The sequence below is a fragment of the Streptomyces sp. R21 genome, assembly GCF_041051975.1.
GTDB lineage: Bacteria > Actinomycetota > Actinomycetes > Streptomycetales > Streptomycetaceae > Streptomyces.
This window is the reverse complement of record NZ_CP163435.1, coordinates 8,878,715-8,898,488: the sequence shown is the minus strand read 5'-3', so window position 1 is coordinate 8,898,488 and position 19,774 is coordinate 8,878,715. Positions and strand designations below refer to the sequence as shown.

17 protein-coding genes and 1 pseudogene are annotated in these 19,774 nt (G+C 71.5%); 10 read left to right on the top strand and 8 right to left on the bottom strand.

Annotation, left to right across the window (positions count from 1 at the left end; genetic code table 11):
• Positions 1-32: 32 nt before the first annotated feature.
• Positions 33-806, bottom strand: coding sequence for an MHYT domain-containing protein (locus AB5J56_RS39790; protein WP_369240450.1), 774 nt, complete (start codon positions 804-806; stop codon positions 33-35).
• Between the two features lie 152 nt (positions 807-958).
• Between AB5J56_RS39790 and AB5J56_RS39785 the strand changes: the two genes are divergently transcribed.
• Complete coding sequence (locus AB5J56_RS39785; protein ID WP_369240448.1) at positions 959-1,558, top strand: class I SAM-dependent methyltransferase; 600 nt, start codon at positions 959-961, stop codon at positions 1,556-1,558.
• 36 nt (positions 1,559-1,594) lie between these two features.
• On the opposite strand, the gene AB5J56_RS39780 is transcribed toward AB5J56_RS39785, so the two are convergent.
• Complete coding sequence (locus AB5J56_RS39780) at positions 1,595-2,353, bottom strand: alpha/beta fold hydrolase (RefSeq protein ID WP_369240446.1); 759 nt, start codon at positions 2,351-2,353, stop codon at positions 1,595-1,597.
• Between the two features lie 126 nt (positions 2,354-2,479).
• Here AB5J56_RS39780 and AB5J56_RS39775 point away from each other — a divergent pair, with 126 nt between their 5' ends.
• Complete coding sequence (locus AB5J56_RS39775) at positions 2,480-3,013, top strand: PadR family transcriptional regulator (RefSeq protein ID WP_369240444.1); 534 nt, start codon at positions 2,480-2,482, stop codon at positions 3,011-3,013.
• On the opposite strand, the gene AB5J56_RS39770 is transcribed toward AB5J56_RS39775, so the two are convergent.
• Positions 2,990-3,880, bottom strand: a complete 891-nt coding sequence (locus AB5J56_RS39770) for an oxygenase MpaB family protein (RefSeq protein ID WP_369240442.1) — start codon at positions 3,878-3,880, stop codon at positions 2,990-2,992. The two genes, AB5J56_RS39775 and AB5J56_RS39770, sit on opposite strands and share 24 nt — an antisense overlap.
• A gap of 98 nt (positions 3,881-3,978) precedes the next feature.
• Here AB5J56_RS39770 and AB5J56_RS39765 point away from each other — a divergent pair, with 98 nt between their 5' ends.
• The 3 genes from AB5J56_RS39765 (at position 3,979) to AB5J56_RS39755 (ending at position 6,899) form a co-directional block, all read left to right on the top strand.
• Positions 3,979-4,296, top strand: coding sequence for a hypothetical protein (locus AB5J56_RS39765; RefSeq protein ID WP_369240440.1), 318 nt, complete (start codon positions 3,979-3,981; stop codon positions 4,294-4,296).
• Positions 4,297-4,431: 135 nt separating this feature from the next.
• Positions 4,432-5,286: a hypothetical protein gene (locus AB5J56_RS39760; protein ID WP_369240438.1), complete on the top strand. Its 855-nt coding sequence runs from the start codon at positions 4,432-4,434 to the stop codon at positions 5,284-5,286.
• A gap of 224 nt (positions 5,287-5,510) precedes the next feature.
• Positions 5,511-6,899, top strand: coding sequence for a tannase/feruloyl esterase family alpha/beta hydrolase (locus AB5J56_RS39755; RefSeq protein WP_369240436.1), 1,389 nt, complete (start codon positions 5,511-5,513; stop codon positions 6,897-6,899).
• 4 nt (positions 6,900-6,903) lie between these two features.
• Here AB5J56_RS39755 and AB5J56_RS39750 read toward each other — a convergent pair whose 3' ends face one another.
• Both AB5J56_RS39750 and AB5J56_RS39745 read right to left on the bottom strand, forming a co-directional pair.
• Complete coding sequence (locus AB5J56_RS39750) at positions 6,904-7,086, bottom strand: hypothetical protein (RefSeq protein WP_369240434.1); 183 nt, start codon at positions 7,084-7,086, stop codon at positions 6,904-6,906.
• A 131-nt stretch (positions 7,087-7,217) separates the two neighbouring features.
• Positions 7,218-8,273, bottom strand: a complete 1,056-nt coding sequence (locus AB5J56_RS39745; RefSeq protein WP_369240432.1) for a fatty acid desaturase — start codon at positions 8,271-8,273, stop codon at positions 7,218-7,220.
• Between the two features lie 273 nt (positions 8,274-8,546).
• On the opposite strand from AB5J56_RS39745, the gene AB5J56_RS39740 reads away from it, so the two are divergent.
• From AB5J56_RS39740 to AB5J56_RS39730, 3 genes and pseudogenes are all read left to right on the top strand, one after another.
• Complete coding sequence (locus tag AB5J56_RS39740; RefSeq protein WP_369243054.1) at positions 8,547-11,390, top strand: DEAD/DEAH box helicase; 2,844 nt, start codon at positions 8,547-8,549, stop codon at positions 11,388-11,390.
• Complete coding sequence (locus AB5J56_RS39735; RefSeq protein WP_369240430.1) at positions 11,387-12,664, top strand: SWF or SNF family helicase; 1,278 nt, start codon at positions 11,387-11,389, stop codon at positions 12,662-12,664. The genes AB5J56_RS39740 and AB5J56_RS39735 overlap by 4 nt, the downstream gene beginning before the upstream one ends.
• A 217-nt stretch (positions 12,665-12,881) precedes the next feature.
• Positions 12,882-13,061: pseudogene (locus AB5J56_RS39730) on the top strand (hypothetical protein); the annotation flags it as partial.
• Between the two features lie 143 nt (positions 13,062-13,204).
• Here the strand turns inward: AB5J56_RS39730 and AB5J56_RS39725 are convergent.
• From AB5J56_RS39725 to xylA, 3 genes are all read right to left on the bottom strand, one after another.
• Entirely contained in the window at positions 13,205-14,398 is a 1,194-nt protein-coding gene (locus tag AB5J56_RS39725; RefSeq protein ID WP_369240428.1) for an RNA-guided endonuclease InsQ/TnpB family protein, read from the bottom strand.
• Between the two features lie 250 nt (positions 14,399-14,648).
• Positions 14,649-15,233 carry a hypothetical protein gene (locus AB5J56_RS39720; protein ID WP_369240426.1) on the bottom strand — a complete coding sequence of 195 codons (585 nt, stop codon included), beginning with the start codon at positions 15,231-15,233 and terminating at the stop codon, positions 14,649-14,651.
• Positions 15,234-15,725: 492 nt separating this feature from the next.
• The gene (xylA, locus tag AB5J56_RS39715; protein WP_369240424.1) at positions 15,726-16,892 is read right to left on the bottom strand and encodes a xylose isomerase; all 1,167 of its coding nucleotides are present in this window, start codon (positions 16,890-16,892) and stop codon (positions 15,726-15,728) included.
• Positions 16,893-17,057: 165 nt separating this feature from the next.
• Here xylA and xylB point away from each other — a divergent pair, with 165 nt between their 5' ends.
• Both xylB and AB5J56_RS39705 read left to right on the top strand, forming a co-directional pair.
• Positions 17,058-18,503 carry a xylulokinase gene (gene xylB, locus AB5J56_RS39710; RefSeq protein WP_369240422.1) on the top strand — a complete coding sequence of 482 codons (1,446 nt, stop codon included), beginning with the start codon at positions 17,058-17,060 and terminating at the stop codon, positions 18,501-18,503.
• A gap of 59 nt (positions 18,504-18,562) precedes the next feature.
• A complete protein-coding gene (locus tag AB5J56_RS39705) occupies positions 18,563-19,771 on the top strand; it encodes an ROK family protein (RefSeq protein ID WP_369240420.1) in 1,209 nt (402 codons plus the stop codon).
• The last annotated feature ends 3 nt before the right edge of the window (positions 19,772-19,774 follow it).

Sequence of the window (19,774 nt, the reverse complement as noted above, 5' to 3'; positions counted from 1 at the left end):
CCTTGCGGGCCGTCGTGGCTCCGGGCCCGCAGCTAGCGGGCGACGCTCTGGACCGGCTGCTGGGCCGATGCGGATGCCTCGCGTTCGCCGGCCGTCGGGGACAGCGCGACGAACGCCGATGTCAGGAAGAGATAGGACCCGAGGCCCACGGCGAGAGGGAAGATGAACTGCATCGCCGTGACTCCGGGCAAGGCCTTGCCGGAGGGGCTGACGCTCACGCTCACCGCCATCATCCCGGTGTAGTGCATGCTGCTCACCGCTCCTCCCATGACCAGGGAGGCGACGGCGACGGCCACGGGCGACTTGATGTTGAGCGCGGCCCACAGAGCCGCGGTGGCAGCCACCACGGCGATGACGACGGAGAGTCCGACGAGCATCGGGTCGTAGTGCACGGCGCCGTGCAGTCGCAGCGCCGCCATGCCCAGGTAGTGCATGCTCGCGACGCCGAGCCCGGTGGTCAGTCCGCCGAGGAAAAGGGCGCGGCCGCGTTCACGGCCGTAGCCGACCGCGAAGACGCCGGCGCCCACGACGACCATGGCGACGACGAGGCTGAGGATGGTCAGCGGCACGTTGTAGCGCATCTCCGTGCCGGTGACGCTGAAGCCCAGCATCGCCACGAAGTGCATCGTCCAGATGCCCGTGCCGATCGCGGAGGCGGCGGTGAGAAGCCAGTTGCGGCGCGAGCGCCCCGTGGTGCCGAGCGCACGGACGGTGCAGCGCAGCCCCAGGGCGGCGCCGATGCAGGCCATCAGATACGACAGCGCGGGGGTCAGCCAGCCGAAGGTGGCGTGGTCCAGGTGTCCCATGGCCCAGGGACGCTAGCGGGGGCAGGGGCGCACGTAGGGGGCGCATTTCGAAAGGTGCTGCAATATGACACGGACATGCACCTGAACGATCGCGTCACGCTCGAACATGTGCACCGCGTTGTCCTTCGTGTCGGTGAGGAATCATGCGGAACATGAGCGACGACCACACACACGTCCAGGAATTCTTCACCGCGCGGGCGGCCGACTGGGACGCCCGCTTCCCCGACGACGGGCCCGCCTACGCGGCCGCGGTCGCCGAACTCGGACTGCGCAAGGGCGATCGCGTCCTCGACGCGGGCTGCGGCACCGGGCGTGCCCTGCCGCCGCTGCGTGCCGCCGTGGGCCCGTCCGGAGTCGTCATCGGGGCCGATCTGACCCCGGCCATGCTGGAGGCCGCCGTACGGGCCGGACGGGATCGTGACGGACAGCTTCTGGTCGCCGACGTGACCGGGCTGCCGTTGCGGACGGGGTCGCTGGACGCCGTGTTCGGCGCGGGCCTCGTCTCGCATCTGCCCGATCCGGCCGAAAACCTGCGGGAGTTGGCACGGGTGGTACGAGCCGGCGGGACGCTGGCGCTCTTCCACCCGATCGGCCGGGCGGCCCTCGCCGCACGCCAGGGCCGCCGCATCACCCCGGACGATCTGCGTGCGCAGGACCGACTCGGCCCGCTGCTGGCCGGTTCCGGCTGGGACATGACGTCGTACGTCGACGAGGACGCCCGCTTCCTCGCGCTGGCCGTACGCCGAGGCTGAGCACTCGCCGTACGGGGGGGCTGAACGGCTGACGGCTCAGCCCCTTCCCGCCACCTCGGCCACGAAGGCGTCGGGGTTGTCGAACATGATGTTGTGCCCGGCGGAGGGCACGGTCACCACTCGTACACCAAACGTCTCCAGACCGTCCCTGCCCGGGAGTTGGCCGGTCAGCTCGCCCTGGAGGTAGACGCGCTCTGCCGCCGACGTCTCGAGCATGCGGCGCATCGTGGGGGTCGTGCCGCGCCTGAGCCCGGCCGCCGTCCGGTACAGGGCGCGCGGGTCGGCGAGCCGCATGGTGGCCGCCCAGGACGGCCCGACCTTTTCCAGCACGCGCGCGTGGCCGCCGTTGTCGACGTAGTCGTCCTCGCTGAAGGAGGCGATGCCGCTGCTGCCCGCGGTGACCGGGGGGTACGGGTCGAGGTTCGCCTCGACGAGGACCAGTCGTGAGACGAGGTCGGGCCGTCGGTGGGCGAGCACGATGGCGACGGCGCCGCCCATGCTGTGGGCGATGAGTTCCGCCCCCGTGACGCGGGCTTCGTCCAGCGCGGCCGCCAGCGCGTCGGCGTGGTCCTCCAGCGTGTAGCCGAAGTCCGCGGGACGGTCGCTGATCCCGTGACCTGGCAGGTCGACGAACAGGGTGCGCCGGCCCGCCAGTTCGGGCCGGGCCGCGATGTGGGCGTTGTAGACCGTCGAGGCCGCGCCCAGGCCGTGCACGTACACCCGCGCGGGTTCGGCACCCTCCGTCTCCGTCCAGCGGATCAGGCTTCCCTTGCCGTCGAACTCGGCCTGCTTCATCGCGCTCTCCCTTGTGCCGCCGCATCGTTCTTCTCGCACTTCGGAGACAATACATCGGTGCCGATGTATTACGGAAGCGATATATGAAGGCAGAGATGTACAGCGGTGGTGGGGCAGAATGAGGGCATGCTGGAGCTGACCATCCTTGGTTTCCTGTTCGACGCCCCGCTGCACGGCTATGAGCTGCGCAAACGCATCACGGCGCTGACGGGGCATGTGAAGCCCGTCGCCGAGAGCACGCTGTACCCCGCGATCAAGCGACTGGAGAAGGCGGACCTGCTGGCGCGGGCGACGCAGCCCGGCGCCGTGGCCGCCCCGCGGCACGTCCTGACCCTCACCGAGGAGGGTCGGGACGAGCTGCGCCGCCGGCTGGCGCAACCGGTGCAGCGGGACATCACCGACGAGAACCGCTGGTTCACGGTGCTCGCGTTCCTGCGGCACCTGGACGACCCGGCGGCCCAGGCCGCGGTGCTGCGGCGCAGGCTCGCCTTCCTGGAGGAGCCGGCGAGCTTCTTCTACGACGGCGACCGGCCGCTGAGCGCGGAGGAGTTGGACGACCCCTTCCGGCGCGGCATCCTCACCATCGCGCGGGCCACCAGCCAGGCCGAACTGGCCTGGCTGCGCAACACGATCAACTCACTCGACGCGGGCGGCAGCTGAGACGGGGCAGCCGCCTACGCCGGGCGTCGGACGGGTGCCCAGCTCGTCGACGCGGTAGCCGTCGGGGTAGCCCTTGATCTCCCAGTTCTGCCGGGCGAAGTGCGGGGCACGGCGCGGCGGCAGCAGGCGGACCAGACGGCCACGTGCGTGTACCGCCCGGCGGACCAGCGCGCGCGTGGCGGCACCCGGCGGCTCGTACCGGAAGGCTCGCAACAGCGGCTCGTCGAGCAGGGCGAGGGTCGAGGTACGCAGCAGGGGTGCGAGGGGGCGCGGATACCAGGAGGCCATCAGGTCCAGCGTTGAGTCGGAGACCCGGCGCGCGCCCTCGTCCCACCCGAAATGGGCCTCTTCGTAGGCGTCGAGGCAGGCTTCGAATTCCTCGTAGGTCTCGGGAATGTCCTTGATCCCCATGTGCCGCCCCAGGGTGCGGTGGTGCACGGTGGAGGCGACGATCTCGTGCCGTGACAGCCTGCGCCAGCCGTAGGCGTCGATCCACCGCCTGGGCATCACCACGAACGTGCAGAGGACGTAACGCATGTCTTCGTTGCTGATGTCGTAGCTGCGGTGCATCTGGTTGATGCGGCGCATCGCGGTGCGGCCCTCGTCGGCGTCGAAGCCGTGCTCCACAATGGTGTCGAGGAGCAGGGCCGTGTCGTCGTAGCGCTTCTGCGGCCGGTCGGTGAGTTCCGCCGTCTCGGCGAGCAACCGGCCGATGCTGGGGACGGCGTAGGTGCGGTAGAGCGCGAGTTCCAGAGCCCGGGTGAAGTCCCAGGGAAATTCGTACGCGGCGGTGAGCCGGTAGATCTCCGACGCGTCCTGCTCCGGATCCATCCGTCGGATCTGTCCGAGCCGCTCGTAGCGCTTCACCGGGCCGTCCCCCTTCTGCCGTGGAAACTTCAACTCTACGTTGAGTAGCAACAGATGAACGATCAGCGATGACCATCGCACAGGGGGAAGGTGGCCCGATGTCCGGCATGATCGACAGGCTCCGCAAGATATGGCGCCCGGAAACGGCCGAGGGTCAGGAAGTCCCTCGGACCGTGAAGCGGCGGCCGGAGAAGAAGCGTACGCACAACGTGTTCGAGGCGGCCGCGGCGTATGTCTCGGCCTGCGCGGAGGACAACCAGGACCAGATCGACGAGGCCTCGGCCTGGGTGTCCCCGGAGGCACTGTCGTTCGGGGTGAACGAACTGGCCTGTCGCGCGGTGATCGCCCTCGCCCGGGAGCGCGATGAGTCGCCCCACACGGTGGCCCGGACGCTCCTCGGGCTGCCCGCGGCATGACCCGCGCGGGCCAGGACGGCCGATTCGCCCCTGTCCAGCCGGATACCTGCAGCTCCGCGTGTACGTACGGCTCGTGACAACCGGCTTCCGGGCGCATTAGGGTGCGCCGACGGGTGAAGCGAAGGGGAGGCAGGGATGGCCGGGACGGACGACGACGCCGTCGTCACCGGGGACGACGACGCGCTGTATGTGCTGACAGCTGTGCTGCTCACACCGGCGAAGTTCCCCAGCGTGCTGGGGGACGACTATCCGGAGGCATGTGCGGCGCTCGGTCTCGCGCCGCTGGCCGACGGGTACGGTCTGGTGATCGGCCAGGACAGCGACGGTGCGCGGTGGACGGTCGTCATCGACGACGTCTCCCTGGTCGCGGTCGCCATCGCCTCCTGGGACTGCGGTATGGAGTACGACCTGTCGCCCGATGAGCGCACGGTCGTCGCCGCGCTGCCCGGCTGGCCCCTGGCGGTCGCCGTCGCGGCCCCCGGAGTGCCGGCCCCGCACGATCCGGAGCCCGAGCTCACCGAGCGGCCTCCGCTGTGTCCGCCCGACACCGCTTCGTGGGGGCCCGCCCAACGGCGCCTCGGCGCCGATGAGATCGCCCTTCAGTGGGCGATCTGGCGCGAGCAGATCGACGACGGCGACTTCGCTGCGCCCAAGGACGGCGAGGCCTCCGCCGAGGAGGACGGCCGGGACGAGGCGGAGGACGGCGAGGGCGGGAGCGAGTCCCGCGGCGGCGTCCGTCGGGTACTCGCGGAGGCGCGCTCCTACGTGGAGACGCCGCCGCCGCTGGGCCGCGTCCGTTCGTCCTTCGCCACCGGCGACGCCCGTACGCTGCGCGCCGACGGTCCCGGCTGGTCCATGGTGGCCAGGACCGACGACATCGCGTTCGTGCTTCTCGACGAGGAGCCGGGCGAGGTCCTGCCGGTGGGCCGCGGACCGGAGCTGCCGGGCCTCCTGGAGGCTCTCGACAAGATGGCGGTACGGCCCAGCTGACGGACCCCGCCCTGCGCGATGCGCCTGGCTGGGCCGCGACCTGCGTCGGGAATGCCGCCAACGCCCGTCTGTATGACACGGGTTCGCCTTCACGGCTGTCTTGATCCCCCATGCGCCGCCGCCATCCCATGTGGTGCCAACCCATGGCCGAGCACGGGGCTCGCCTCCACCATGAGGCAGCCCTCTCTCCCCTGCTCGTTCGCGCCCTGCCATGGAGGCCGGTCATGCGTGTGTCCCGAGGTGTGCCCCTCATCGCCGTCGCCCTGCTGGCGTTGACCGTTCCCGGGCCGGCTCCCGCATGGGCCACAGCGGCGCGGGACGGTCGCTGCGCCCATCAGCAGCGGGTGCACGTGCCGGGCGCCGAGTTCCAGGAGAGGGCCTGTCTGGGGGACTTGACCACGTCCGGCCTCGCCGGGACGCCGTACACGGACATGGCCGACCAGGCGGGGCTGACGGCGCAGGGGACGCGCCATCCGTCCGGGGTGCCCGGAACGCAGATCGACGGGTACTTCCCGGACGACTCGCACTTCAACGCGACGCACGGCTGGCGGCACGACGCCCAGTTCGTGATCCGGCTCCCGGACCGCTGGAACGGCGGCCTGGTGGTCACGGGAGCCCCGGGCACGCGCAAGCAGTACGCGACGGACACGGCGATCTCCGACCAGGTTCTGGCCCAGGGATACGCGTACGCCGCCACGGACAAGGGCAACAGCGGGCCCGACTTCTATCGCGACGGAACCCGGCCCGGGGACGCGGTCGCCGAGTGGAACGCCCGGACCACCCAGCTCACCCGTGCCGCCGAGCGGGCGGTCGCCCATCGCTACGGGCACGCACCGCGGCGGACGTACATGACAGGCATCTCCAACGGCGGTTATCTCACGCGCTGGCAGTTGGAGAACCATCCGGAGCTGTACGACGGCGGTCTGGACTGGGAGGGCGCGCTGTGGACCGAGGGCGGCCCGAACCTGCTCACCTCGCTGCCCACGGCGGTGGCGCGGACACTGGGCCGGGCCGGGGACGAGGACATGCACGCGGCCGGCTTCGCTCACGGCTCGGAGTTCCTGTGGCCGTACCACGAGAAGGCGTACTGGGGCGTCACGCAGAAGATCTACCGCGCCGAGTTCGACCCGTCGTACGACACCGGCTGCCCCGGCGCGTCCGCCGGGTCGACGGCCGAGCAGATCCTGGCACCCTGTGCCTCAGACGCGGCGTACGACTACGCATCGCGCCCCGCGTCCGTCCATCGGGCCGTGGCCCGGGTGGCCCTCACGGGGCGGATCGGCAAGCCGCTGATCACGCTGCACGGCGACCTGGACGCGCTGCTGCCCAAGGCAGCGGACTCCGACGTGTACGCACAGATGATCGATGCGAGCGGCCGGGGGCGGCTGCATCGCTACTACACGGTGCTGGGCGGCACCCACGTCGACGGGCTGTACGACGCCTACCCGCAGCAGCTGAGGCCGATCCTGCCCTGCTACCGGTCGGCGTTCGACGTGCTCACCGACTGGGTGGAGCGAAGCACGCAGCCGCCCGCGGACCATGCCGTGGGCAGGCCCGCGAGCGGCAATGTGGTCAACTCCTGCGCGGTGAACGCAGACGCACCAGGTCGGTAGCGCCTCAGCGGCCGATCTCTTTGCGCGTGACGCGGCGCAGCCTGCGCCGCTGCGAGGGGTCCAGCGTCAGGTACGCGGCCGTCGGGACTCCCAGCACGATCAGAAGGGAGGCCCACCAGGGCAGCCAGATCAGCAGGATGAGCCCGACCGCCACACCACCTGCGGCGATCTTCGCGTTGTTCGACATCTGTGTCGCCTCCTCCGCGGCTGCTGCCGCTCTCTGTCCAAAGAACGGGTCGGTGCCGTCCACGGTTCCGGACCGCGACCCTGATACGTCCCTGAGGCGCGCCCCCTAGTCATCCCTGACAGTGTGCCCCGCTATCGGGTCCTGAGCGGCTCTCCGACCTCGTGCATGTGGCCCAGGGCCTGCCGGTAGGAGTCGACGAGCCCGGTCTCCGCATAGGGGATACCCAGTTCCCGGCAGTGCGCGCGCACCAGGGGCTGGGCCCGCCTCAGATGGGGGCGGGGCATGCTCGGGAACAGGTGGTGCTCGATCTGGTAGTTGAGGCCGCCGAGGAGCCAGTCGGTCAGGACGGACCCGCGGATGTTCCGCGAGGTGAGCACCTGACGGCGCAGGTGGCCCCAGCGATCGCCGTCCGGGTCGGGCATCTCCATGCCCTTGTGGTTGGGCGCGAAGGCCAGGCCCAGGTGCAGGCCGAAGAGCGCCTGGTGGACGGCGGCGAAGGCGAGGGCCTTGCCGAGGGACATGGAGGTGAGCAGCAGGGCGGCGTAGGCGGCGACGTGGGCCACCAGCAGCAGCGCCTCCACCGCTCGCTCGCGCGGCGCCTGCCGACGCAGGTCCTGGAAGCCGTGGACCTTCAGGGCGATGCCTTCTAGGAGGGTGAGCGGGAAGAAGAGCCAGGCCTGGTAGCGGGTGAGCCAGCGCCGGAAGCCGGTTCGTTCGCCGGCCTGTCCGCTGGTGAAGACCAGGACATCGGCGAGGACATCGGGATCCTTGTCGATGTGGTTGGGGTTCGCGTGGTGACGCGTGTGCTTCTCGTTCCACCACGCATAGCTCATGCCGAGCAGCAGATTGCCGTGGATCAGGCCGATCAGACGGCCGACGGACTTGTCGCCGGTGATCTGGGAGTGGCCCGCGTCATGGCCTATGAAGGCGGTCCGGGCGGAGAACACCGCGAGCAGCGGGGCCAGGAGCAGGGCCCACCAGGAGTTGCCGATGAGCACGACGCCTGTCACGAGACCGGCGAGGGCCAGCGTGTTCTCGGCGATCCTGAGTGCGTACCAGCCATGGCGGCGGTCGAGAAGGCCGTGCTCCTTGACGGTGCGCAGGAGGGGTGTGAACTCGCTTCCGAGGGCCTGCCCGACGGGTGCCCCCGGGGGAAGGTCCACGACGGCTGCGGCGGTCTGAGGCATGGTGGGTCTCCGGTCTCTCAAGGAACGAACCGATCGACCCGTGCGGAATGGGCCGGCCTGACGAACGTACGGACGGCTGGCCTTCGGCGACCATGGCGCTACCACCCGTGTAGGGCGGGGGCTGACCCCGCACGATCGGGGGGTTGCAGCCACCCTCAGCGGAGGTGACCCACGTCATATCCTTCGCATCGCCGCCCGGCCTCCGGAGTGTTGTAACCTCGGCGACTCCGCCGACTAGTCAAATTTGAGGAATGCGTCATAGCTGAGCAGAGGATTCCCGCAGCAACTCCCGCCGAGACCTCCGAACTCGCGCGCTGCTGCGCCGTGTTCGTGCCCGCCGATCCACCGCGCACCGGCAGTGTCGCCTTCTGGCGACCCGACGGCGAAGCTCCTCCCACGGTGGCCTCCGGTTCCGCGGATGATCTGGATGTCGTGTTGCCTGCAGACGAGGGCGTCGAACTGGTAACCGTGCCCGCCGTCCTGCTGCCGGTGCGCACCGCGCTGCCGGTCCTCACGCGCGCGCGTGCCGCCGGGCAGGCGCACCGCGCGACCTCGTTCTGGGGCGCGGCCTCGGTGCTCGCCCTCCAACTCGCCGCGCGCGGACTCCTGCTGCCCGGGCTGACCGCCACCGATCACGACGCGTGGCGTGCGGGTCCGTTGCGCGCGGAGGACCTGGAGCGGATCCGGGAGCTGGCCGCCGCCATGCCGCCCGAGGGGCACGCGGTCCCCGTGGACGACGCGGAGCCCCTGCGACTGCCCGATCCGGAACGGCTGCTGCGCGCCTTCCTCGACGCGGCCGCCGACGCGCTGCCCCGCTCCCCCGCGGCGGCGCTCGCGGCGGGCGGAGCGCCGTTCGCGGCGCGGGAGCCGCAGCACGTGCCCGAGCAGCGCGCCTGGGCCGCAGATGTCGCCGCCGGGCACGACGCGGGCGTACGGATCTCGCTGCGCGTAGAGGTGCTGGGGCTCTTGCCGGCCGTGTCGGACGACACGCCGCTGCCGTTCCGCGCGGTGCTCCAGATCCACAGCGTCAGCGATCCGACGCTGGTCGCGGACGCCGCCGCCGTCTGGGCCGGATCCGCGGCCTTCGGCCCGCGCGCGCGGATGGACGCCCTGCTCGCGCTGCGCCGCGCTGCGCGGGCCTGGGCCCCGCTGACCCCACTGCTGTCGGCGGCCGTGCCGGACGCCGTCGAACTGGCCGACGAGGATGTCACCGACCTGCTCGGCGACGGCGCACGCTCGCTGGCGTTCGCCGGTGTCGACGTGCACTGGCCCAAGGAGCTGGCGCGCAATCTGACCGCCCGCGCGGTCATCGGCCCGCCCGACGACGGGGACGGCCCGGACAAGGCCACATCGGGCGCGCCGTCCTTCCTGTCCGCGGATGCACTGCTCGCCTTCGACTGGTGGTTCGCGCTGGGCGATCAGCAGCTCACCCGAGAGGAGCTGGACTGTCTCGCCGAGGCGAACCGCCCTGTGGTGCGGCTGCGTGACCAGTGGATTCTCGTCGACCCTCAGGCAGTGCGGCACGCCCGCGCGCAGCAGGACCGCAAGCTCACCCCCATCGACGCGCTCAGCGCCGCTCTGACGGGCTCGACGCAGATCGACGGCCGCCGGGTCGACGTACGGCCCACGGGCTGGCTGGCGACGCTGCGGGAGCGGCTGGCGGACCCGGAGGGGCAGGATCCGGTCGGGCAGCCGGCCGCGCTGGCCGGGACGCTGCGCGACTACCAGCTGCGCGGCCTGAACTGGCTGGCCCGGATGACATCGTTGGGCCTCGGGGGCTGCCTGGCCGACGACATGGGGCTGGGCAAGACCATCACGCTGATCGCTCTGCATCTGCACCGGCAGAGCGACGCGACGGCCGCGGGTCCTACCCTCGTGGTGTGTCCGGCCTCCTTGATGGGCAACTGGCAGCGGGAGATCGAGAAGTTCGCGCCCGGCATCCCGGTACGCCGATTCCACGGTTCCCGGCGGAGCCTGGAGGAACTGGCCGACGGGGAGTTCGTGCTCACCACGTACGGCACGATGCGGCTCGACGCGTCACGGCTCTCCGAGGTGTCGTGGGGCATGGTCGTCGCGGACGAGGCCCAGCACGTGAAGAACCCGTACTCGGCGACGGCCCGAGCGCTGCGCACCATCGGCGCACGCGCGCGCGTGGCGCTCACCGGCACCCCGGTGGAGAACAACCTCTCGGAGCTGTGGGCGATCCTCGACTGGACCACGCCCGGGCTGCTGGGCAGGCTCGCCGCCTTCCGCACGCAGTACGCGCAGGCGGTCGAGGGCGGTCAGGACCCCGCGGCGGCAGAGCGGCTCGGCCAGCTCGTGCGCCCGTTCCTGCTGCGCCGCCGCAAGTCGGACCCGGGTATCGCGCCCGAGCTGCCGCCGAAGACCGAGACCGACCGCGCCGTCTCGCTCACCACGGAGCAGACGGGCCTCTACGAAGCGATGGTGCGCGAGACGCTCGCGGAGATCGCGGGCGCGGACAGCATGGCGCGGCGCGGCCTGATCGTGAAGCTGCTCACCGGGCTGAAGCAGATCTGCAATCACCCGGCGCAGTTCCTCAAGGAGGACCGGCCGCGGATTGCGGGCAGGTCCGGAAAGCTGGAGCTGCTCGACGAGTTGCTCGACACCATCCTCTCCGAGGGAGCGAGCGTTCTGGTCTTCACGCAGTACGTGCGGATGGCGCGCCTCATCGAACGCCATCTGGCGGCGCGCGGCGTGGCCACGCAGTTCCTGCACGGGGGCACGCCCATCGCCGCCCGGGAGGCGATGGTGGAGCGCTTCCAGGAGGGCGAAGTCCCCGTCTTCCTGCTGTCGTTGAAGGCCGCGGGCACGGGGCTGAACCTGACGCGAGCCGAGCACGTCGTGCACTACGACCGCTGGTGGAACCCCGCCGTCGAGGCCCAGGCCACCGACCGCGCGTACCGCATCGGCCAGAACCGGCCCGTGCAGGTGCACCGGCTGATCGCCGAGGGGACCATCGAGGACCGCATCGCCGCCATGCTCCAGCGCAAACAACAGCTCGCCGATGCGGTGCTCGGCGCCGGCGAGGCGGCACTCACGGAGCTGACCGATGCCGAACTGGCCGACCTGGTCGAACTGCGAGGGGGCGCACGATGACGGACCACAACGACGAACGCACGTTTGCCGCACTGCCGCCCGCGCAGGGGCGCAGTTTCGCGCAGACATGGTGGGGCCAGGCCTGGTTGAAGGCGCTGGAGGACACGGCACTGGACTCGCAGCAGGTGAAGGCGGGGCGCAGGCTGGCTCGCGCCGGGGCGGTGGGAGCCGTATCGGTGCGTCCGGGGCGCATCACGGCCGTCGTCCTGGACCGTGACCGTACGGCGCACCGCGCGGACGTCCTGCTTCAGGAGCTGTCTCCGGAGCAGTGGGACCGTTTCCTGGACATGGCGGTCGAGCGGGCCGGGCATGTCGCGGCGCTGCTCGACCGCGACATGCCGCCGCATCTGGTCGAGGACGCATCGGCCGCCGGCGTCGAACTCCTGCCCGGACTGGGCGATCTGGAGCCCTCGTGCGACTGCGGAGCCTGGGACCACTGCGGGCACACCGCCGCGCTCTGCTACCAGATGGCACGGCTGCTGGACCAGGATCCCTTCGCCCTGCTGCTGATGCGGGGACGCGCCGAGCGCCCACTGCTGGACGCGCTTCAGGTGCGCGGACGGGCGCCCGCAGAGGAGGCGTCGGACGTCCTCCCGCACACCGTGGACGCCGCCGAGGCGTACGCGGCCGGGGACATCCTGCCGCCGCTGCCGGACCTGCCACGGCTGCCCGACGAGCCGGGGCAGCCGCCCTCCCTGGACACCGAGGCCGCGCCCGCGCCGGGGGTAGACGCGACCGCCGTGGAGTTCCTGGCGGCCCAAGCGGCCGTCGAGGCACACCGGTTGCTCGCCGAGGCGCTCAGGCCCGGTCATGGACAGGACGGGGCCGAGGAGTTGACGGCCGCCCAGGACGCCGTGCGGCTCGCCGCGGGCGATCCGCCCAGGGCGGGCGCGCAGCGGCTGGCCGAGGGATCGGGGCGGGACGGCGAGGATCTGGCGCTGGCCGTCCGTGCCTGGCGCTACGGCGGTACGGCGGCGCTGTCCGTGCTGGAGGAGGAGTGGCCCGTGGCGGCGGAATCGCTGGCACGCGCGCGTGCCGCCCTGGAGTCGGCCTGGGACGAGGACGAGCGGCCGCGGCTGCGCGCCTCCGGCAACCGCTGGAGCGTGGTCGGCGCCTCGGCCCAGCTGCGCCTGGGGCGTGATGGCCGGTGGTGGCCGTACCGCAAGGAGCGGGGCCGTTGGATACCCGCGGGGCCGGCGGTCCGCGATCCGGCGACGGCCCTCGCCACGGCGGAGGGCGAGCGGAGCGGCGATCCGATGACCGATGACCGATGACCGGCTGACGCCCCGCATTCACCCAGGGGTCGCATGGCATTCGGCGCGGGGGCGAAATCTGGCCGCTGTCAGCGAACTTGAGCCCAGGAGGCCCGATGTCCCCGCACGGTGGGCGACTACCGGGGCGTCGACCTCGGCGGCATCGGCAGCGACACCTACCCAGCGGGCCGGCGCTCGCGCAGGAAGGCGACGGCCTGCGCGCAGCCCATCGGGGCACGGCGTCACGTCGCTGTACGTCGGCGCCCCGGCCAAGGCGCACGACTACTTCGCCCGGTCAGCCGAGGCACTGCAGGCGCCGCGCGAGCGCGTACAGCGGGCGATCGTGTCGACCGATCAGGCACTCGCCCGTATCCGCCTCGCCGAGCCCGAGTCGGCCGCCGAGCTGCTGCACGGGTGCGGGCAACCTCGGCTTTCCCTTTGGACCCCAGGCCGTGCCCGGCAAGATCGAGGGTGTCGCTCGGGTGGACCACGACACGCTCGCCCTCATCAACGACAACGACTTCGGGTTGACTTCCTCCCCCTCGTGAACGAAGCGGATTCCTACGGCTCGTGCCGTGGGGTTGTCTGCTTCGTCGCCGACTGCCCGCCCGGAGTGCTCCGTTGAGGTCTTACACCGGCTCCACAGACAGAAACCGCCAGCCCGGCGGCCAGAAGGTTCTGTGCCGCGTTCACGTCCCGGTCGTGGGTCGTGCGGCAGGCGCACGTCCACGTGCGGACGTGCAGCGGCATCGCGTTGGCGATGGCGCCGCAGTGGGAGCACAGCTTGGAGGAGGGGAAGAAGCGGTCCACTGCGATCACTTCTCGCCCGTACCAGGCGGCCTTGTACTCCAGCATGTTCCGGAACTCCGCCCATGCCGCGTCGCTGATGGCGCGGGCGAGTTTCCGGTTTTTGACCATGGTGCGGACGGTCAGGTCCTCGATCACGAGCGTTTGGTTGTCACGCACGAGACGAGTGGTCAGCTTGTGCAGCATGTCCCGGCGGCGGTCGGCGATCCTCGCATGGATCTTCCCGACCTGGCGCCGGGCTTTGCGCCGGTTGGCTCCGTCGCCCTTAGCCTTGCGGGACAGCTCCCGTTGGGCCTTGGCGAGCCTGACGCGGTCACGGCGCTCGTGCCGGGGATTGGCGACCTTCTCGCCCGTCGAGAGGGTCAGCAGGTGATCCAGTCCGACATCCACGCCGACCACCGCATCCGTGGCGGGAAGCGGCTGGATCGACGGATCCTCGCACAACATCGACACGAACCAGCGCCCGGCCGCGTCCTGCGACACCGTCACGGTGGACGGCGCGGCGCCCTCCGGGAGCGGGCGCGACCAGACGATGGCCAGGGGCTGAGCCATCTTCGCCAGCCTCAGTCTTCCGTCACGAAAGCGGAAGCCGCTGGTCGTGTACTCGGCGGACCTGCGCGACCTCTTCCGGGACTTGAAGCGCGGGTACTTGGCCCGCCGGGCGAAGAAGTGGGTGAACGCGGTCTGCAGGTGCCGCAGCGTCTGCTGCAGCGGCACCGACGACACGTCATTGAGGAACGCCAGTTCCTCGGTCTTCTTCCACGCCGTCAACAGAGCCGAAGTGGCGTTGTAGTTGACCCGTTCCTGCCGCGCCCACGCCTCGGTACGGGCCGCGAGCGCCAGGTTGTAGACCTTCCGCACACACCCGAACGTGCGCGACAGCTCCGCCGCCTGCACATCGCTCGGATAGAAGCGGTACTTGAACGCCCGCTTCACCGGAGTGGTCACAGCTCACAAACTAACTCCACCACAGGTAGTGATCAAACCTGCGGGTGGGGGCACTGCGATCCGCCCCGACGGCGCATCGCAGCCCTTGCCCTACGCCGCAGGAGTCCGCTCCCTCCCCCGCCTGAAGGCGGGGGTATCCACGGAGGAATCAGATGACGGACGGGGCGGGCACGTTCGACACCTAGGGCCGGCTGGTAGACACCCGGCTTCGAGACGACGGTGACGTACGTGCGGCTGCCGCGCGTGACGCTCACGTCAGGGGCTTGGTGAGCTTGTGATCACCGGCGCCGACGTCCCCGGAGAGGCTGCAGGCGACGTTGTCGATGCCGATCTTGTAGCCGGTGGAGTCCGGGTACTGCACCAGCGTGCCGCGCACGGTGGCGGAGGGCTGTTTGGCCGCCTTGCGGTTCAGGGGCTTCTCGCACAGTGCTGAGGCAGCCTTCTTCAGGGCAGCGTCGGTTGTGTAACTGCCCTGGAGTTCCGTCACCTTGACGACTTCGGCGTCGTGCGGCTTGGTGCACGAACGTTTGGTGGCCTGGCCAGGGCGCTTGTCGTCGGTGTCGAAGCAGTCGCCCGACTTCAGTGTGTAGTACGGGATTTGGTCGCTTGCCAGGGATGGGAACAGCGACTGCAGATCACTGGGCACACCACTGGGTACCTCCGACGGGAGGGTCGGCGTCACACTGGGCAGCTCGGAGGGGATGCTGAGCGACGGAGTGGGCGAGCCCTTCGTGCTCGCGCTGCTGGCGGAGGGCGACTTCTTGTCGCCCGGCGAGCCGTCGCCGCGGGTGGTCACCAGCACCACGGCGACCACGACACCGACGGCCACGATCACGGCGAGCAGGATGAACAGGGTCCGCCGCCCACCGGGACGAGGCCCACCCGGACCGCCGGGCGACTGAGGCGGCTGCCAGCCCCCGCCCTGCCCCGGCGGGCCGTAGCCCCCGGGCGGCGGACCATAACCACCGGGCGGCGGTCCGTAGCCTCCGGACGGCGGGTCGTAGCCCCCAGGAGGCGGACCGAATCCGCCACCTCCGGGAGGCGGGGTGCCTCCCGGCGGCCGCGGGGGCTGGGGCGGTAACGGTGGCGTAGCCATACCGTCAAGAGTCGCCGCGAACCGGTCATGAGGCGACCCCCGTGCGGAAGTTGATACGCACTCATGCCGCGGATCGCGTGATTCCGGTGAATTCCACGCAAAGATCCACGGATCTCAGAAGGACCGATCCCAGGGAGCGGCCGGACCGGCCCGAGGAATCAGCCCTAGGGATCAGCCCGAGGACCCGGAGGCCCGCTCCCGGCCGGAGCGGGCCTCACGCGCGTCCTGGCGTCAGCCCCGCGCACCCAGCAGGTGGTCCATGGCGAGCTGGTCCAGGTGCTCGAAGGCCATACCGCGCGCGGCGGCCGCCTCCACGTCGAAGTCCTCGAAGGCGGACCGGTCCGCGAGCAGCCCGGCCACGCCCTCCGCCGCGGTGGGCTGTGCCAGCTCGTCGAGCCGGGAGGCCCGCAGCGCCTCCTGTACCTCCGGGTCAGCCCGGAAGGCGGCCGCGCGCTCGCGCAGGATCAGGTAGTTGCGCATGCAGCCCGCCGCCGACGCCCACACCCCGTCGAAGTCCTCGGTGCGCGGCGGCTTGAAGTCGAAGTGCTTCGGCCCGGCGTAACCGGCGCTCTCCAGGAGGTCGACCAGCCAGAAGGCGGATCGCAGGTCCCCCGCGCCGAAGCGCAGATCCTGGTCGTACTTGATGCCGCTCTGGCCGTTGAGGTCGATGTGGAAGAGCTTGCCCGCCCACAGGGCCTGCGCGATGCCGTGCGGGAAGTTCAGCCCGGCCATCTGCTCGTGGCCCACCTCGGGGTTGACGCCGTACATCTCCGGGCGCTCCAGGCGCTCGATGAACGCGAGCGCGTGGCCGACGGTGGGCAGCAGGATGTCGCCGCGCGGCTCGTTCGGCTTGGGCTCGATCGCGAACTTCAGGTCGTAGCCCTGGGTGGTCACGTACTCACCGAGGAGGTCGAAGGCCTCCTTCATCCGGTCGAGTGCCACCCGTACGTCCTTGGCGGCGCCGGACTCGGCTCCCTCGCGTCCGCCCCAGGCCACGTACGTCTGCGCGCCCAGCTCGACGGCGAGATCGATGTTGCGGATCGTCTTGCGCAGCGCGTAGCGGCGTACGTCGCGGTCGTTGGCGGTGAACGCGCCGTCCTTGAAGACGGGGTGCGTGAAGAGGTTGGTGGTGGCCATCGGCACGGACATCCCGGCCGTGTCGAGGGCCTGGCGGAAGCGCTTGATGTGCGACTCGCGCTCGGTGTCCGTGGACCCGAAGGGGATCAGGTCGTCGTCGTGGAAGGTCACTCCGTAGGCACCGAGCTCGGCCAGGCGCTGCACCGTCTCGACCGGGTCGAGGGCACGCCGGGTGGCGTCGCCGAACGGGTCCCTTCCCTGCCAGCCGACGGTCCACAGGCCGAAGGTGAACCTGTCCTCGGGGGTGGGCTGGTAGTTCATGCCGCGGCTCCTTGCTAGCTCCGACTATTTCGTCATGGCAGTTAACAAATTAGTATGCGAACGCATCTCTGGGAAGAGACGAAGTGCGAGACCCGGGCCACGATGGTCCGGGGAGCCCCACCCACCAGGACAAATACCGCGGAGTCGCGGAAGAGGGAGAGCCCGATGTCAGCAGCCGAGGGTCCGCTCGTCGTCGGGGTGGACACATCCACCCAGTCCACCAAAGCCCTGGTCGTCGACGCATCGACCGGACGGGTGGTAGCGAGCGGGCAGGCCCCGCACACGGTCTCCACCGGCGCGGGCCGCGAGAGCGACCCGCGGCAGTGGTGGGACGCCCTGTGCGAGGCCCTGCACCAGTGCGGCGACGCCGCCCACGAGGCAGCTGCGGTGTCGATCGGCGGGCAGCAGCACGGTCTCGTCACGCTCGACGCACAGGGCAGCCCCGTACGACCGGCGCTGCTGTGGAACGACGTACGGTCCGCGCCGCAGGCACGCCGGCTGGTCGAGGAGCTGGGCGGTGCGAAGGCGTGGGCCGAGCGCACCGGCAGCGTGCCGGGCCCCTCCTTCACGGTCACGAAGTGGGCCTGGCTGGCCGAGCACGAGCCCGACGCCGTGCGCGCCACCGCGGCCGTCCGACTGCCCCACGACTACCTCACCGAACGCCTGACCGGACAGGGCACGACGGACCGGGGCGACGCCTCCGGCACGGGCTGGTGGGCATCCGGGACCGAGGCGTACGACGAGGAGGTGCTCGCCCACGTCGGCCTCGACCCGGCGCTGCTCCCCCGCGTGGTCCGCCCCGGCGAAGTGGCCGGGACCGTGCGCGACAACCATGAGCTGCCCTTCTCCAAGGGCACCCTGGTCGCTCCCGGCACCGGCGACAACGCGGCCGCCGCGCTCGGACTCGGCCTGCGCCCCGGCACCCCGGTGCTCAGCCTCGGCACCTCCGGCACGGTGTACGCCGTCTCGACACGGCGACCCGCCGACCCGACCGGTACCGTGGCGGGCTTCGCCGACGCACGCGGCGACTGGCTCCCGCTGGCCTGCACCCTCAACTGCACGCTCGCCGTCGACCGCGTCGCCGCGCTGCTGGGCCTGGACCGCGAGGCCGTCGAGCCGGGCCGGGACGTGACCCTGCTCCCCTACCTGGACGGCGAGCGCACGCCGAATCTGCCGCACGCCTCGGGCCTGCTGTCCGGGCTCCGGCACGACACCACCGGCGGACAGCTGCTCCAGGCGGCGTACGACGGTGCAGTCCACTCGCTGCTGGGCGCCCTCGACCTGGTGCTCGACGCGGACGCCGACCGCTCCGCGCCACTGCTGCTCATCGGCGGGGGCGCACGCGGCACGGCCTGGCAGCAGACCGTACGCCGCCTGTCGGGGCGGCCCGTCCAGGTTCCCGAGGCGAAGGAGCTGGTCGCACTGGGGGCCGCCGCGCAGGCCGCGGGCGTGCTGACCGGCGAGGACCCGGCCGCGGTCGCCCGCCGCTGGGACACCGCGCGAGGCCCCGTACTGGACGCCGTGGAGCGGGACGACGCGACGCTCGCGCGGATCGCCGGGGTACTCTCCGACGCGGCCCCGCTGCTGGAGCGCGAGCCCCACCAGCGCTGACGAAGGTCGGCGGTCACGACCGCCCCGAGGGGCCCGGCCCAACGAGGATTGACGGAGGAATGACCGCACCGCTGCACGAGAACGGTCCGACCGGTTCCGGCCGCCGACTGCCCGACACCCAGCAGGGCATGCGGCGCCGCAACCTCTCTCGGGTGATGCACACGGTCAGCGCCGAGGGGTCGCTTTCGCGGGCCGCCGTGGCCTCGCGCATCGGCCTGACCCGGGCCGCCGTCTCGACCCTGGTCGACGAGCTGATCCGCTCGGGGCTCCTGGAGGAGCTGGGCCCCGAGCGACCCGGCCGGGTGGGACGCCCCGGCTCGGCGCTCGCCGTCAGCGGGCATGGCCCCGCCGGGATCGGCGCGGAGGTCGGCGTCGACCATCTCGCCGCGTGCGCGGTCGATCTGCGGGGCCAGGTGCGGGCGCGGGCCGTACGGAACGGCACGAACCGCGGCCGGCCGCCCGAGCCGGTGATCGAGGAACTGGCCGGTCTCATACGGCAGGTCATCGCCGAGGCGGACCGGGAAGGACTGTGGCCCGCGGGCCTCGCGGTCGCCGTGCCGGGCCTCGTGGCACGCGACGCCCGCACCGTGGTCCGCGCCCCCAACCTCGGCTGGCACGACACCGATCTCGGCGCGCTGCTCCCGCACGACCTGCCCCTGACCGTGGACAACGAGGCGAACTTCGGCGGCCTCGCGGAACTCTGGCTCGGCGACGCCATGCCGCGTGACTTCCTCCACGTCTCGGCGGAGATCGGCATCGGCGCGGCGGTGGTCGTCGACGGGCGGCTGCTGCGCGGAACGCGCGGTTTCGCGGGCGAGCTGGGGCATGTGCCGGTCCGCCCGGACGGACCCGAGTGCGCCTGCGGCGGGCGGGGGTGCCTGGAGCAGTACGCCGGTGAGGAGGCCGTCCTGCGCGCGGCGGGCCTCGAACCGGGCACGGACCGCGCCGGTCTGCTGGCCGAGCGCGCCGCCCACGGCGACGCCGCCGTACGACGTGCCCTGCACGACGCCGGGACCGCGCTCGGCATCGCCCTCACCGGGGCGGTCAACCTCCTGGATCCCGAGACCGTCGTCCTGGGCGGCGAGCTGTCCGGCCTCGCACCGTGGCTGCTGCCCTCATTGGAAAGCGAGTTGGCGCGACGCACCGCGGGTCCCGCCTGCGCCGTGTCCGTGTCGCGGCTGGGGCCGGAAGGTCCGCTGCTGGGCGCGGCGCACTCGGTGGTGCGGGCGGTGCTGGACGATCCGGCCGCGGTGGCGGGCCGCGCCTAGCGC